This window comes from Microbacterium sp. CFBP 8801 (assembly GCF_014839455.1).
Lineage (GTDB): Bacteria > Actinomycetota > Actinomycetes > Actinomycetales > Microbacteriaceae > Microbacterium.
The window spans coordinates 1-13753 of sequence record NZ_JACYNU010000010.1; the positions used below are offsets into that span (position 1 = coordinate 1).

Below are 13753 nucleotides of genomic sequence, written 5' to 3' on the forward strand. Positions count from 1 at the left end.
GCCGCCTCGCGAGGCGGCGCGGGGGGGTCGTCGAGCGGGGAGCGGCCCGGGCTGGCGATCGGGCCCGGGCTGGCGATGCGCGCCGTGCTCGCGACAGGGCCGGGGCTGGCGATGCGGATCGTGCCGACGCCCGCCGGGGAGGAGTCTGCGTGAGGGGGGTGCGGGGGGCGGGCTTCTTCTTCCAGCATCGAACCTCCATCCCTCGCGAGCGCGAACATCAACGATAGGTCACCTCCGCACGGTGTCGCACCGGACTGCGGACAGATCTCGCCTTCGCCGGGCTCTCACCGCGGGCCGGAGCGGGTCGTGCGGCCGCGCGCGTCCGCACGGCCGTCTGCGCGGCGGGGCGTCGCGGCGCGGCGGGCAGCGCGGAGGGCGCGGCGCGGCGGGGCGGGCGGCGCGGAGGGCGCGGAGGGCGGTGCAGCGGGCGTCGCGGCGGGCGACGGCCGACCCGCTGCCGCGTGCGCCGCCCCGGCCGTCCGGCACCTCCCGCCGTGTCGGGGGTCGGGGTTAGCCTGGACCGAGGAGGTACCGATGACGACAGATCCGCACTCGCCCCGCATCCCGTCCGCATCCGACAATCCCGGCCCCCACCCGTGGCGCCGCTACGTCGCCCTGGGCGACTCGTTCACCGAGGGGATCGGCGACCCGCTCCCCGACGGCGATCACCGCGGCTGGGCCGACCGCGTCGCGGCCGTGCTGGCCTCGCAGGTCGACGACTTCGCCTACGCCAACCTCGCCGTGCGCGGAAAGCTCATCGCGCAGATCGTCGCCGACCAGATCGAGCCGGCCCTCGCCCTCAAGCCCGATCTCATCACCTTCTCGGCCGGCGGCAACGACGTCATCCGCCCCGGAACCGATCCCGACGCCGTCTCGCGCCAGTTCGAAGACGCCGTCAGGCGCCTGCGCCGCGACGGCGCCACCGTCGTGGTGTTCACGGCGATCGACACCGAGTTCACGCCCGTGTTCCGCGGCATCCGGGGCAAGGTCGCGATCTACAACGAGAACATCCGCGCGATCGCCGACGCCCACGACTGCGTCGTCGCCGACCAGTGGGGGCTCAAGGGGGTGCAGGACATGCGCTTCTTCGACGACGACCGCCTGCACTACAACGCGCTCGGCCATCACGAGGTGGCGCGCATGGTGCTGCGGGCGCTCAACGTTCCCAACGATCTGCAGCCGATGCAGCCCGAGACGCTTCCGGTGCGCACGTGGCGCGCCGCGCGCGAGCGCGACCTGGTCTGGGCGCGGTCGTACCTCATGCCGTGGGTCCTGCGGCGCCTGCGGCACCAGTCGTCGGGCGACGACGTGCACGCCAAGCGTCCGGAGCCGCTGCCCGTCGTGACCCTCGCGCCGGGTCCGGATGCCGCGGGCCCACGCGGGACGCAGGTGTGAGCGGCGTGGACCACGACGACCTGCCCGACGCCGTCACCGCGCTGCTGGACGCCGCCGACGCCGACGTGCTGCTGCGCGATGCCGAGTCACTGGCCGCGGGACTCGTCGAGGCCGGCTGGACACCCGAGGTCGAGAGCGGGCGCTTCAGCGCCGACGGCTGGGACGTGCTGTCTTCGGCCCGGGCGCCCCACGTGTCGGTGTTCCTCGACGGCGAGGTGAGCCGGGTGAGGGGCGCCGCCCTCGCGGTCGCGTCGGCGATGAAGGCCGTGCCGCACCGCTGGGTGTTCGACTCCGAGGGGCCGGACTGGTCGACGTGGTCGGTCGACGACGAGCGATGGGACGCCGAGTCCATCGACGCGCTGGAGTGGACGGGAGCCGACGTCGTCGTCACCCTCTTCACCGCGGGCGAGACGCCGGCGGGGCCGGGCACGCTCCCCGCCCACCTGCACCTCGCGATCGAACGCGCCGACACTCCGTCGGACGGCCTGCCGCGCGATGACGACCGCGCGCGGCGCGTGCTGCGCGAGGGCTCCGTCATCGATCGCTGGTACCTCACGGGCGAGGATGACCTCCCCGACGACGTGCTCACGGCCCTCGAAGCCGACCACGACCCGCGCGTGCGCGCCGCGGCCGAGTCGGAGCGGTGGATCCGCGAGCGCTCGCTCGGTGAGCAGCCGCCGGGGCTCTGACCCTTCTGCGCGCCCCGGCGCCGCGGCGGCTCCCCGCGATGTCCGAGCCCCTCGCTAGCCTTCAGGCATGACCTTCGTGAACGCCGGCACGCTCGGCACCGAACCCGGCCGACGCGATGAGCTCGTCGGCATCCTGACTCGTCGCAACGACGCGCTGCGCGAGCTGGGCTGCGAGCTGTACGAGGTGGGCACGACCGACGACGAGCCCGACACCGTGTTCGTCGTCGAGGTGTGGCGCGACGCCGAGGCTCATAAGGCCTCACTGCGGCATCCCGACGTCGTTGCCGCGATCGCCGAGGCCAGGCCGCTGTTGAACGGGGAGTTCGGCGGCTTCCGGTTCGAGGTGTCGGGGTCGCCTCTGCGCGACTAGCGCCGCCCGCGCCCCAGTTCCCACAGCGCGACGGCGCTCGCCGCGGCGACGTTCAGGGAGTCCACTCCCCCGGCCATCGGGATCGTCACGACCGTGTCGGCCGCGGCGAGCGCGGTACGACTCAGACCGTCGCCCTCGGCGCCGAGCAGCAGCGCGACGCGTTCGTGTCCCGCGGCCGAGAAGGCGTCGAGGCTGACGGCGTCGTCCGAGAGCGCGAGGGCGGCGAGGTGGAGCCCCGCGTCGTGCAGCAGCGGGGTCGCTTCCGACCACTCGGGCAGGCGGGTCCACGGCACCTGGAACACCGTGCCCATGCTCACGCGCACGCTGCGTCGGTACAGCGGATCGGCGCACCGCGGCGTCACCAGCACGGCATCCGCGCCCAGGGCCGCCGCCGAGCGGAACGCGGCACCGATGTTGGTGTGGTCGACGATGTCCTCGAGCACGACGACGAGCCGCGCATCCCGGACGACGTCAGCGACGGATGCCGGCATCGGGCGGTGCATGGATGCCAGCAACCCCCGGTGCACGGCGTACCCCGTGATCTGCTCGGCGGTCTCGGACGTGACGACGTACACCTCGGCATCCTCACCGACGAGGGCGAGGGCGTCGGCGAGGAACTTCTGCTGTACCAGGACCGAGCGGGGGCGGTGCCCGGCGCGGAGGGCCCGGTCGAGCACCTTCGACGACTCGGCGATGTACAGCCCTCCCGCGGGCTCCGATACCCGGCGCAGCGACACGTCGGTGAGATCGCGGTAGTCGGCGAGTCGGGGGTCGTCGGCGGAGTCGAGCGGGATGACGGGCATCGTCCCATCGTGCCAGCCGCGTGCCGCGCGCTGCGCCCACGCCCACGCCCGGTCCCACGTCCACGCCCAGTCCGCCCACGTCCAGGCCGCATCCGCCCCCCACGTCTACGCCCAGGCCCACGCCGCGCCCACCCCCACGCTTGCGCCCAAGCCCACGCTCCGCACCCACGCTTACGCCCAGACCGCGCCCCGTGCGCCCCGGGAGCACGTCGAGTGTCCGGAACACGCCGCATCCGGGCCCGCTGGCACGGCGCGTCTTGGACACTCATCAGCTTCGGCGCCGCGCGTCACTCCCGCAGTCCGCACCGGCGTTCGCGCCCGGGGCCACGCCCGCGCCCACGCGTAGGCCCGGGCCCGGGGCTAGGCCGCGCCCATGCCCGGGACTAGGCCGCGCCCACGCCCGGGCTCGCGCCTCGCCGGCGCCCCGTGAGGGCCGGAGCACGTCGAGTGTCCAACACACGCCGCGTCCCTGCCCGCTGGCACGGCGCGTCTTGGACACTCAACGGCTTCAGCGTGAGCGTGAGCGTGAGGGCCGGGACCGAGCCGGGGCCGGGCCGGGCGCGAGCCGGCGCGAGGCGCGAGCCGGCACGAGGCGCGAGCCGGGGCCGGGCGCGGGGCGACGCGAGCCGGGGCCGGGCGCCGGGCGGCGCGAACCGGGACCAGCACCAGGCGCCGCGCGCCTTCACGCCACGTGCAGCACCCGCCCGCCGCCGACGACCAGCATCCGCTCGGGCAGGCGCACCAGCACGTCGAGGGGGTTCTCGGCATCGAGCAGCACGATGTCGGCGCGGGCACCCTCGATGAGGTCGTGGGTCTCCCGGCCGACCGACCAGGCCGCGTCGGTCGTGGCGAGATGCACGACGCGCAGCAGATCGTCGTCGCGCACGAGGCCCGCCGCGCGGGCGTACTGCCAGGCGATCCCGAGGGTGTCGCCGGTGCCGTAGGGGCTCCACAGATCACGGATGCCGTCGGTGCCGAACGCGAAGCGCACCCCGGCCTCGTCGAGCTCGGCGAGCGGCAGCTGCGGCAGGCGGAGCGGGGCGACCGTGGTCATGGTGACACCGACCTCGGCCATCGCGGCGAGCAGGTCGCGGCGGCGCGCGGGCTCGATCTGCGCGACGGCGAACCCGTGGGCGATGTTCACCCGCCCCTGCAGCCCGAGCCGGGCGGCACGGTCGACGAGAAGTTCGATCTGGAAGGCTCCGAGGTCGGCGGGGTCGTGCAGGTGGATGTCGATGCCGACGCCAGTGTCGGCGGCGAGCGCGGTGATCGCGTCGATCTGCCCGACGGGGTCGCGGTCGATGGTCGCCGGGTCGAGTCCGCCGATCCCCTCCACGCGGGGTCGGGCGGCGGCCGCGCGCAGCAGGTCGAGGACTCCGGGGCGGCGCAGGACCCCGTCTTGAGGGAAAGCGACGATCCGCACGTCGAGCGCGCCTTCGTATACCGCGGCCGCTTCTTCCACGGCCTCGATTCCCCGCAGGCCGACTCCGCCGTCGACGTCGACGTGGGTGCGGATCGCGGTGGTGCCGTGGCGGACGAATTCGCGCAGCACGTGGGCGGAGCGCTCGAGCGACGGGATGCCGAGGCGGTCGCGCTCGGAGCGTTCGTGGCGGATGCGCCCCTCGGTGGACGCCTCGCCGCCGTAGGACTGCCAGGGAAGCCCCCACCACGACTTGTCGACGTGCGCGTGCGCGTTCACGATGCCGGGGAGGGCGAGGAGACCGCGTCCGTCGAACTCCCGCACGCCGATGGGGGCCGTGCCCGCCGGGGTGATGCCGGTGATCTTCCCGTCGGCCATCGCGATGTCGACGAGGTCACCGCCCCAGGGCCGGACGCGCCGGAGCGAGGTGATGTCGAGCATGGCCGGAGGGGGAAGGGGGGTCATGGTCCCAGTATCCCCAGCGCCTCGGCCCCGTCGGCGGCGCCGCGCGCGGCGACCGCCCGCGCGCCCCGCTGGCCGGGGCTGTGCGACGATCACCGTATGGATCTGCAGAGCTTTCTCGCCGACGTGTGGTCGTACGGTGTCCTCGGCCTCATCGGCCTGATCGTTCTCGCCGTCGTGCTCGCCGTCATCTTCGGGCCGGCCCTGCTGCAGGCGCGGATCGCGCGCACGGAGCCGAAGAAGCCCTACCCCTGGCAGCGGCGCAAGTAGGGGCCTCCCGCGCCGGCCGCCCGCGCGCGTCCGGTGTCGGTGCCCGTCCTAGACTCGGTACGACGGAGGTGAGCATGACCGACACGACGGAGGATGCCGAGTTCCTGGCATCCATCGATCGAGCCGTCGAGGTGCTCGCGGGCCGCCGCATCGCGGTGTTGACCGGTGCCGGCGTGTCGACGGACTCGGGGATTCCCGACTACCGCGGCAAGGGGGCTCCGACGCGGACGCCCATGACGGCGCAACAGTTCCTCTCGAACGCCGAGGCGCGACGCCGGTACTGGGTGGGCAGTCACTTGGGCTGGAAGGTCTTCGCCGCCGCCGAACCCAATGACGGGCACCGCGCGCTCGCCGACCTCGAACGCGCGGGAGTGGCGAACGGCGTCGTGACGCAGAACGTCGACGGACTGCACGTGCGCGCGGGCAGTGGACGCGTCGTCGAACTGCACGGCACGATGCGCCGGGTCGGCTGCCTGCACTGCGGTCAGGTGTTCGACCGTCGCGACCTCGCCGAGCGCGTCGAAGCCGACAACCCGTGGATCAGCCTGCCCGAGAACGTGGAGCTCGGCCCCGACGGCGACGTCACCCCCGCCTCGGCCGACGGGTTCGTGGTGCCGGTGTGCTCAGTGTGCGGTGGCACACTCAAGCCCGACGTGGTGTTCTTCGGCGAGTACATCCCGGTCGAGAGGTTCCGCGAGGCGGAGCAGCTCGTGCACACCAGCGGGGCCCTGGTGATCGCCGGCTCGTCGCTGGTGGTCAACTCCGGCATCCGTCTGGTCGAGCGGGCGCGACGCAAGCGCCTGCCGGTCGTGATCGTGAACCGCGGCGAGACCCGCGCCGACCAGCGCGCCGCGGTGAAGATCGACGGGAGCACGACCCACGTGCTGCGCGCACTCGCCGAGCGGCTGCCCGCGCTCCTCTAACGCCTGTCAGCGGAACCGACGTTCGCGGGTCGAGATCACCTGCGGCGGGCGCTGCGAGCCGCGATGCCCGGCCCGTCGCGCGGTGGAGCGTGACGGGCGGAGGATCTGGGACGAGTGGAGGAGCGCAATCCGCCCCGGCATCCTCCCCTGCCCCCACGCCCTCCGCTCCGCACTACCCCGCGCGACCCACCCGCACCACCCGCACCACCCGCGCGAGCCGCGCGATCTGCGCGAGCCGCGCGAGCCGCGCGAGCTGCGCAACCTGCCGCCCGGAGGGCCGGACCGGCGGATGCCGCGCTCGGTTAGGCTCGAACGGTGACGATCCTGACCCTCGTGCGACACGGTGAGACCGACTGGAACTCCGGGGGCCGCATCCAGGGCTCGACCGACATCGCCCTGAACGACAGCGGTCGCGCCCAGGCGCGCGAGCTCGCCGAGCGTCTCGCCGCCGAGTACGCCGGGCGCGACGCGGTGGTGGTCTCGAGCGACCTGTCCCGCGCGGCCGAGACCGCCGACGTCATCGCCGCAGCACTCGGCACCACCGTGGCGCTGCGACTCCCCGGCCTGCAGGAGCGGTCGTACGGAGACGCCGAGGGGATGGACGCCCCGTCGTTCGCCCGGGCCTATGGAGCATGGCACGCGGCCGACGTCCCCGGCGCCGAGACCTGGCCGGTGGTGCGCGAGCGCGCGCTCACCGCACTCGCCGAGGCCCTGGCCGCCGCTCCCGAGGGTGCCGACGTCATCGCCGTCGCGCACGGCGCGCTCATCCGCGAAGTCATCCTCTACGCCACCGACGGCGCGTTCCCCCGCGAGGGCGAGCGACTGCCGAACTGCTCGGCGACCACGTTCCGCCTCGATGGCGACTCGTGGGAGATGCTGGCGTACGCCGGCGTCGCGAGCTGAGACGCCCGGACCGGAGTCGCTGAGACCGGGTTCCCCGCCTCAGCGCCTCGCGCGCTCAACGAGCGATCGCGCGTGCCGCAGGATCGGCTCGTCGATCATGCGCCCTTTGAACCGGAACACCCCGCGCTCGCCCTCGGCGGCCGCGAGCACGGCGTGCGCCCACTCCACCTGCTCCGGGCGGGGGGCGTAGGCCTCGCGGATCGCCGCGACCTGCCCCGGGTGGATGCACGCGGTGGCCGCGAACCCGGATGCCGCGGCATCCCGCGCCTCGAGCGAGAGACCCTCGAGGTCGGCGATGTCGACGTGCACGGCGTCGATCGCCTGCTTGCCGAACGCTCCCGCGGCGAGAAGCACCCGGGCGCGCGCGAGGCGGGCGACGTCGCGATACCCGCCGTCGTCCCCCCGGCTGGAGGTACCGCCAAGGCTGGCGACGAGGTCTTCCGCGCCCCACATCAACGCCACCACCTGCGCGCATGCGGCGAGCTGTTCGGCCGCGACGACGCCGCGCGCGGTCTCGCAGAGGGCGATGACCTCGTACGACACCAGCGGATCGAGGGATGCCGGGTCCTCGGCCTTGGCGACCATCACCGTGCGCACGCGGGTCTGCGCCAGCGCGGCGAGGTCGAGCGCGAAGTCGGCGGTCGCAGGAGCGTTCACCCGCACCACGACCCGGTCGGGATCGGGATCGGCGGCGATCAGCGCCTCACGGGCGGCGGCCTTGGCATCGGGGGCCACGGCGTCTTCGAGGTCGAGGATCGCGGCATCCGCGCGCTCGAGGGCTTTGGCGAGCCGCTCGGGCCGGTCTCCGGGAACGAAGAGCAGCGCGGGGCCGAGCTCGAACGACCCGCTCACGCAAGACGCCCCTGCGGGGGCACGCCGAGCAGCGCCGAGCCGCTCACGCCCGCCCCTCCTGCGCCCACACCAGCACGGTCCGCGTCGCCGTGACGACCACCTCGTCGTTCTGCGATCGACCGGTGTGCGCCATCACCACGATCCCTTGACCGGGGCGTGAGCTCGAGGCGCGCACCGACACGACCTCAGTCTCGGCGCCGAGGGTGTCGCCGACGAACAGCGGGGCGGGAAAGCTCACGTCGGTCAGCCCCAGCTGGGCGACGAGGGTGCCCTGCGTCAGCTGCGCGACCGACAGTCCCACGAGTGTCGACAGCGTCCACATCGAGTTCACGAGCGGCCGACCGAAGGGCTGGGTCGCCGCGTAGGCGGCATCCAGATGCAGGGCCTGCGTGTTCATCGTGAGGGTGGTGAACAGCACGTTGTCGGCGTCGGTGACGGTGCGACCGGGGCGGTGCGCGTACCTCTCGCCGACGACGAACTCCTCCAGATACAGGCCGCGCTGCTCGATCATGCCGCCACGGTACCGGTGAGGCCCAGCGCGCGCGAGATCACCATGAGCTGCACCTCGGTCGTGCCCTCGCCGATCTCGAGGATCTTCGAGTCGCGGTAGTGCCGCGCGACGGCGTACTCGTTGATGAACCCGTTGCCGCCGAACACCTGCGTCGCATCGCGCGCGTTCGCCATCGCCGCATCGCTCGCGGTCATCTTGGCGACCGCGGCGTCGACCGAGAACGGCTTTCCGGCGTCGCACAGCCGCGCTGCGTGCACCCAGGCCAGCCGGGCGGTGTGCACGCGGGCGTGCATGCGCGCGAGCAGGAACTGCATGCTCTGACGCGTCGACAGCGTCTCACCGAACACGGTGCGGGTGCGGGCGTAGTCGACCGCCGCTTCGAGGCAGCCCTCGGCGGCTCCGGTCGCGAGGGCGGCGATCGCGACGCGGCCCTCGTCGAGCGTGCGGAGGAAGTTCTTGAACCCCTGTCCGCGCGCGCCCAGCAGGTTGGCCGCGGGCACGCGCACGCCGTCGAAGTGCAGCGGGTGGGTGTCGGAGGCGTTCCAGCCGACCTTGTCGTAGGCCGGGCCCACGGTGAAGCCGGGGGTGCCGTTCGGCACGATGATCGTCGAGATCTCGGGGCGATCGCCCGTGCGACCCGTCACCGCGGTGACGGTCACGAACCGGGTGATGTCGGTGCCCGAGTTGGTGATGAACTGCTTCGACCCGTCGATCACCCACTCGTCGCCCTCGAGTCGGGCGGTGGTGCGGGTGGCGCCGGCGTCGCTTCCCGCTTCGGCCTCGGTCAACCCGAAGCCGGCGAGCGCGCGACCGGCGACGAGGTCGGGGAGGTACTCGGCCTTCTGCGCCTCGGTGCCGTAGCGGTAGATCGGCATCGCGCCGAGCCCCACTCCCGCTTCGAGGGTGATCGCCATCGACTGGTCGACGCGCGCGATCGCCTCGATCGCGACGCACAGGCTCGCGTAGTCGCCGCCCTGCCCGCCGACCTCCTCGGGGAACGGCAGTCCGAACAGGCCGAGCTCGCCCATTTGCGCGACCAGGTCGAGGGGCAGTTCGTGCGCACGGTCGGCCTCGTACGAGCGGGGCGCGATCACCTCGTCGGCGAACTCGCGCACCATGGCGCTGAGGTCGCGCTCGTCGTCGGTGAAGGCCTGCTGGCTGTCGATGCTCACGGGAGGGTCTCCTTGTGGGAAGCGGGGATGGACGAAGCGGGGAGAGAGGATGCCAGGGTGGCGGCGGAATCGCGAGGTTTCGCGGGTGCGGCGTCTGGGTCTGCGGGTGCGGCGTCTGGGTCTGCGTCTGCGTCGGTTTCTGCGTCTGCGCCGGCGTGCGCATCCTCCGCGATGCGCGCATCCTCCGCCGCACTCGCCGCATCGGCGACGGAGGTTGTGCGCATCGCCGAGGTTGTGCGCGAGGATTCGCGCCCGGCGGGGGCGTCGATGGGCTCAGCGACCTGATCAGCTCCGGTCGGTGAGCCGGTCGACGCCTCTCCCGCGGGGGTAGCCGGCGTCACGGTCGCGACCACCGCATCGCGGGCGACCTGCGCGCCCGCGGACGTGCGCAGCCGCACGGTGCCGGCGTGGGGAGCGGTCACTGTGTGCTCCATCTTCATCGCCTCGATGGTGACGAGCCGGTCCCCCGCCGCGACCGCGTCGCCGTCGGCGGTGTGCACGGCGACGACGGTGCCCGGAAGCGGGGCGACGAGGTCGGGGTCGATCGTTCCCGGCGCCCGACCCGCGGCCGCCCGGCGCCGTTCGGCGGCCGCCCGCCGCGAGACGACACGCAGCCGGTGCGCCCCGCCGTCGGCGTGAACCCAGTACTCGGTGGGCCCACCGGTCACGACGGCGGCCTGAACCGGGCCGGGAGCCACACCGTGCGCGCGCTCCAGGTCGTCGCCGAGGTGGATGACCCCGGGCGCGACGTCGTGCACGCGACCGGCGTCGTCCTCGAGGTGGACGATCCGCGGGGCGGCCGCTCCCCCGGCGCGCCACGGTCCGACGCGGCGCCACACGGAGCCGAGGGTCGGGGTGCCGGCATCCGGGCCCTGTTCATTCGCGACGCGGTCGGCGACCGCGGCGAGCGCGGCGGCCGAGGGGTGGGGAGCCTCGGGCGTTCCGCGCCGATCCAGCAGACCGGTATCGAGCTCACCGGCCCGCACCGCGGGATCGGCCAGCAGCCCTCGCAGATCGGCGATGTTCGTGTCGACGCCGAGCACGACGGTGTCGGCGAGGGCGGCGTCGAGGCGGGCGAGCGCGGTGGCGCGGTCGGGGCCGTGCGCGATGACCTTCGCGATCATGGGGTCGTAGAGCGCGCTGATGACCGATCCGGTCTCGACGGCACTGTCGACGCGCGCGTCTCCGGCGTGCCAGTGGGTGACGGTGCCGGTGGCGGGAAGGTATCCGCGAGAAGGCGTCTCGGCATAGACCCGGGCCTCGATCGCGTGCCCGTCGAGGCGCGCCTCGGGCAGATCGAGCGCGAACCCCGCCGCGACCCGCAGCTGCTGCTCGACGAGGTCGATGCCGGTGACGAGCTCGGTGACGGGGTGCTCGACCTGCAGGCGCGTGTTCATCTCGATGAAGAAGGGGTCGTCGAGCCGGTCACCCGAGACGAGGAACTCCACGGTGCCCGCGCCGAGGTATCCGACGCTGCGGGCAGCGGCCACGGCTGCCTCGCCCAGACGCCGGCGGGTGTTGGCGTCGACCACCGGCGAGGGCGCCTCCTCGATGACCTTCTGGTGCCGGCGCTGCAGGGTGCACTCGCGTTCGCCGAGCGACAGCGTCGTGCCGTGCCGGTCGGCGAGCACCTGCACTTCGATGTGCCGGGGGCGCTCGAGGAGGCGCTCGAGGAGCAGGGTGTCGTCGCCGAAGGCCGATGCCGCCACCCGGCGGGCCGTGGCGAGGGCGTCGACGAGGTCGTCGGGGCGGGTGGCCACCGTCATCCCCTTGCCTCCCCCGCCGGCGGAGGGCTTCACCAGCAGGGGGTACCCGGCACGGTCGGCCTCGACGGCGATCTCGGCGTCGGTGAGCCCGGTCGCCGAGAACCCCGGCACGGTCGGCACTCCGTGGGCGGCGACGTGCTCCTTCGCGCGGATCTTGTCGCCCATGACCTCGAGCGCCTCGACGCCCGGGCCGACGAAGACGACCCCGGCCGCGGCGCACGCGCGGGCGAAACCGGCGTTCTCGCTGAGGAAGCCGTAGCCCGGGTGCACGGCCTCGGCACCGCTGGCGACGGCCGCGGCGACCACCGCATCGACGTCGAGATACGAGGGCACGCGCACGGCGTGGTCCGCCTCGCGGGCGTGGGGGGCGTCGGCATCCGCGTCGGTGTACACGGCGACGGAGCGGATGCCGAGACGCCGGAGCGTGCGGAACACCCGGCGTGCGATCTCTCCCCGGTTGGCGACGAGCACGGAGGAGAACGGGCGCGGGTCGGCGTCGGGGCTGGTGGGCACGGGGATCACATCCGGAAGAGGCCGAAGCCCCGGTCGGCCAGCGGCACCCGGCTGACGACGTCGAGCGCGAGCCCGAGCATCGTGCGGGTGTCGGCGGGGTCGATCACGCCGTCGTCCCAGAGGCGGGCGGTGGCGTAATACGGGCTGCCCTGTTCGTCGTAGCGCTCGCGGATCGGCTTCTGGAACGCCTGGTCGTCGGCATCCGTCCACTCCTCGCCGCGGGCGGCGCGCTGATCGCGCGTGACGGTCGAGAGCACGGAGGCCGCTTGCGCGCCGCCCATGACCGAGATGCGGCTCGCGGGCCAGGTCCACAGGAACCGCGGATCGTACGCGCGCCCGCACATCGCGTAGTTGCCCGCGCCGTACGAGCCGCCCACGAGTACGGTGAGCTTGGGCACGCGGGTGGTGGCGACGGCGGTGACCATCTTGGCGCCGTCTTTGGCGATGCCACCGGCCTCGGCGTCGCGGCCCACCATGAACCCGGTGATGTTCTGCAGGAACAGCAGGGGGATGCCGCGCTGGTCGGCGAGCTCGATGAAGTGCGCCGCCTTGAGCGCGGATTCGCTGAACAGCACCCCGTCGTTCGCGATGATGCCGACCGGGTGGCCGTGCAGGCACGCGAAGGCGGTGATGACGGTCTCGCCGTAGAGCGCCTTGAACTCGTGCAGGGAGTCCGCGTCGACGAGCGTGTCGATGATCGCGCGCATGTCGACGGGGTGCGACACGTCGACGGGGACGAGGTCGTACAGGTCTTCCGCCGGGCGTCGGGGGGCGACCGCGGGCAGCACCTCCCACACCGGCGCGGGAGTCGGCGGCAGGGTGGCGATGATGTCGCGCACGATCTCGAGCGCGTGCGCGTCGTCGTCGGCGAGGTGGTCGACCACTCCGGAGCGGCGCGCGTGCATGTCTCCCCCGCCGAGCTGCTCGGCGGTGACGTCTTCGCCGATGGCGGCCTTCACCAGGGGCGGTCCGCCGAGGAACACCGTGCCCTGGTTGCGCACGATCACGCTCTCGTCGCTCATCGCGGGCACGTACGCGCCTCCCGCGGTGCACGAGCCCAGGACGGCGGCGATCTGCGGGATGCCGAGGGCCGACAGCTGCGCCTGATTGCGGAAGATGCGACCGAAGTGCTCGCGATCGGGGAAGACCTCGTCCTGCATCGGCAGGAACGCCCCGCCCGAGTCCACGAGGGCGATGCAGGGCAGACGGTTGTCGCGCGCGATCTCTTGGGCGCGCAGGTGCTTCTTGACCGTGAGGGGGAAGTAGGCGCCGCCCTTCACGGTGGCGTCGTTGGCCAGCACCATCACGTGGCGCCCGTGCACGAGACCGATCCCCGCCACCATGCCCGCCCCGGGGGCGCCGCCGTCGTAGAGCCCGTGGGCGGCCAGAGGCGCGACCTCGAGGAAGGGGCTGCCCTCGTCGAGCAGGCGGTCGATGCGGTCACGGGCGAGGAGCTTGCCCCGCGCGGTGTGGCGTTCGCGGGCGGCATCCGATCCCCCGCGCGCGGCCCGGGCGAGGGTGTCGCGGAGCTCGGCCGCCAGGGAGCGCTGCGTGGGCGCGGCGTCGCTCGTCGCCTCGGGCGAGGGTGAATCGATAACCGGTGCTGTGCTCATGGCGGCTCCGTCTCGATGCCGCATCGTCGACGGCATCGTCGTTCCCGGCGGGGGGTCGTTCCCCGGGGAAGGGTTTCAGTTAATGTTGGCT

13 protein-coding genes are annotated in these 13753 nt (G+C 73.5%); 6 read left to right on the forward strand and 7 right to left on the reverse strand.

What is annotated here, in order from left to right:
• Positions 1-534 precede the first annotated feature (534 nt).
• From IFR11_RS12150 to IFR11_RS12160, 3 genes are all read left to right on the forward strand, one after another.
• Complete coding sequence (locus tag IFR11_RS12150) at positions 535-1395, forward strand: SGNH/GDSL hydrolase family protein (protein WP_055837571.1); 861 nt, start codon at positions 535-537, stop codon at positions 1393-1395.
• A 5-nt stretch (positions 1396-1400) separates the two neighbouring features.
• Positions 1401-2084: a hypothetical protein gene (locus IFR11_RS12155; RefSeq protein WP_192040466.1), complete on the forward strand. Its 684-nt coding sequence runs from the start codon at positions 1401-1403 to the stop codon at positions 2082-2084.
• Between the two features lie 67 nt (positions 2085-2151).
• The gene (locus IFR11_RS12160) at positions 2152-2454 is read left to right on the forward strand and encodes a putative quinol monooxygenase (RefSeq protein WP_191916328.1); all 303 of its coding nucleotides are present in this window, start codon (positions 2152-2154) and stop codon (positions 2452-2454) included.
• Here the strand turns inward: IFR11_RS12160 and IFR11_RS12165 are convergent.
• Both IFR11_RS12165 and IFR11_RS12170 read right to left on the reverse strand, forming a co-directional pair.
• Positions 2451-3257 (reverse strand): TrmH family RNA methyltransferase, encoded by an 807-nt coding sequence (locus tag IFR11_RS12165; RefSeq protein ID WP_055837580.1) that lies wholly within the window; start codon positions 3255-3257, stop codon positions 2451-2453. The genes IFR11_RS12160 and IFR11_RS12165 overlap by 4 nt on opposite strands.
• 682 nt (positions 3258-3939) lie before the next feature.
• Complete coding sequence (locus tag IFR11_RS12170) at positions 3940-5142, reverse strand: amidohydrolase family protein (RefSeq protein WP_244630755.1); 1203 nt, start codon at positions 5140-5142, stop codon at positions 3940-3942.
• Positions 5143-5238: 96 nt separating this feature from the next.
• Here IFR11_RS12170 and IFR11_RS12175 point away from each other — a divergent pair, with 96 nt between their 5' ends.
• From IFR11_RS12175 to IFR11_RS12185, 3 genes are all read left to right on the forward strand, one after another.
• Positions 5239-5409: a hypothetical protein gene (locus tag IFR11_RS12175; protein WP_156458872.1), complete on the forward strand. Its 171-nt coding sequence runs from the start codon at positions 5239-5241 to the stop codon at positions 5407-5409.
• A 74-nt stretch (positions 5410-5483) separates the two neighbouring features.
• On the forward strand, positions 5484-6332 hold the full coding sequence (locus tag IFR11_RS12180; protein ID WP_055837586.1) for a Sir2 family NAD-dependent protein deacetylase: 849 nt from the start codon (positions 5484-5486) through the stop codon (positions 6330-6332).
• Positions 6333-6647: 315 nt separating this feature from the next.
• Entirely contained in the window at positions 6648-7235 is a 588-nt protein-coding gene (locus IFR11_RS12185; RefSeq protein ID WP_191916329.1) for a histidine phosphatase family protein, read from the forward strand.
• Positions 7236-7274: 39 nt separating this feature from the next.
• Here the strand turns inward: IFR11_RS12185 and IFR11_RS12190 are convergent, their stop codons facing one another.
• The 5 genes from IFR11_RS12190 to IFR11_RS12210 are packed head-to-tail and all read right to left on the reverse strand — an operon-like array spanning position 7275 to position 13662.
• Positions 7275-8087 carry an aldolase/citrate lyase family protein gene (locus IFR11_RS12190; RefSeq protein ID WP_191916330.1) on the reverse strand — a complete coding sequence of 271 codons (813 nt, stop codon included), beginning with the start codon at positions 8085-8087 and terminating at the stop codon, positions 7275-7277.
• 43 nt (positions 8088-8130) lie between these two features.
• Positions 8131-8598: a MaoC family dehydratase gene (locus IFR11_RS12195; protein ID WP_070408047.1), complete on the reverse strand. Its 468-nt coding sequence runs from the start codon at positions 8596-8598 to the stop codon at positions 8131-8133.
• Positions 8595-9770 carry an acyl-CoA dehydrogenase family protein gene (locus IFR11_RS12200; RefSeq protein ID WP_191916331.1) on the reverse strand — a complete coding sequence of 392 codons (1176 nt, stop codon included), beginning with the start codon at positions 9768-9770 and terminating at the stop codon, positions 8595-8597. Before IFR11_RS12200 ends, IFR11_RS12195 begins: the two co-directional genes overlap by 4 nt.
• Positions 9767-12049: an ATP-binding protein gene (locus IFR11_RS12205; RefSeq protein WP_191916332.1), complete on the reverse strand. Its 2283-nt coding sequence runs from the start codon at positions 12047-12049 to the stop codon at positions 9767-9769. Before IFR11_RS12205 ends, IFR11_RS12200 begins: the two co-directional genes overlap by 4 nt.
• A gap of 5 nt (positions 12050-12054) precedes the next feature.
• A complete protein-coding gene (locus IFR11_RS12210) occupies positions 12055-13662 on the reverse strand; it encodes a carboxyl transferase domain-containing protein (RefSeq protein WP_191916333.1) in 1608 nt (535 codons plus the stop codon).
• Positions 13663-13753: the final 91 nt, after the last annotated feature.

Excerpts from the sequence above, each read along its gene's own strand:
- IFR11_RS12180 (WP_055837586.1), top strand. The coding sequence starts at position 5,484 with ATGACCGACACGACGGAGGATGCCGAGTTCCTGGCATCCATCGATCGA.
- IFR11_RS12165 (WP_055837580.1), bottom strand. The coding sequence starts at position 3,257 with ATGCCCGTCATCCCGCTCGACTCCGCCGACGACCCCCGACTCGCCGAC.
- IFR11_RS12175 (WP_156458872.1), top strand. The coding sequence starts at position 5,239 with ATGGATCTGCAGAGCTTTCTCGCCGACGTGTGGTCGTACGGTGTCCTC.
- IFR11_RS12160 (WP_191916328.1), top strand. The coding sequence starts at position 2,152 with ATGACCTTCGTGAACGCCGGCACGCTCGGCACCGAACCCGGCCGACGC.
- IFR11_RS12210 (WP_191916333.1), bottom strand. The coding sequence starts at position 13,662 with ATGAGCACAGCACCGGTTATCGATTCACCCTCGCCCGAGGCGACGAGC.
- IFR11_RS12150 (WP_055837571.1), top strand. The coding sequence starts at position 535 with ATGACGACAGATCCGCACTCGCCCCGCATCCCGTCCGCATCCGACAAT.
- IFR11_RS12195 (WP_070408047.1), bottom strand. The coding sequence starts at position 8,598 with ATGATCGAGCAGCGCGGCCTGTATCTGGAGGAGTTCGTCGTCGGCGAG.
- IFR11_RS12170 (WP_244630755.1), bottom strand. The coding sequence starts at position 5,142 with ATGACCCCCCTTCCCCCTCCGGCCATGCTCGACATCACCTCGCTCCGG.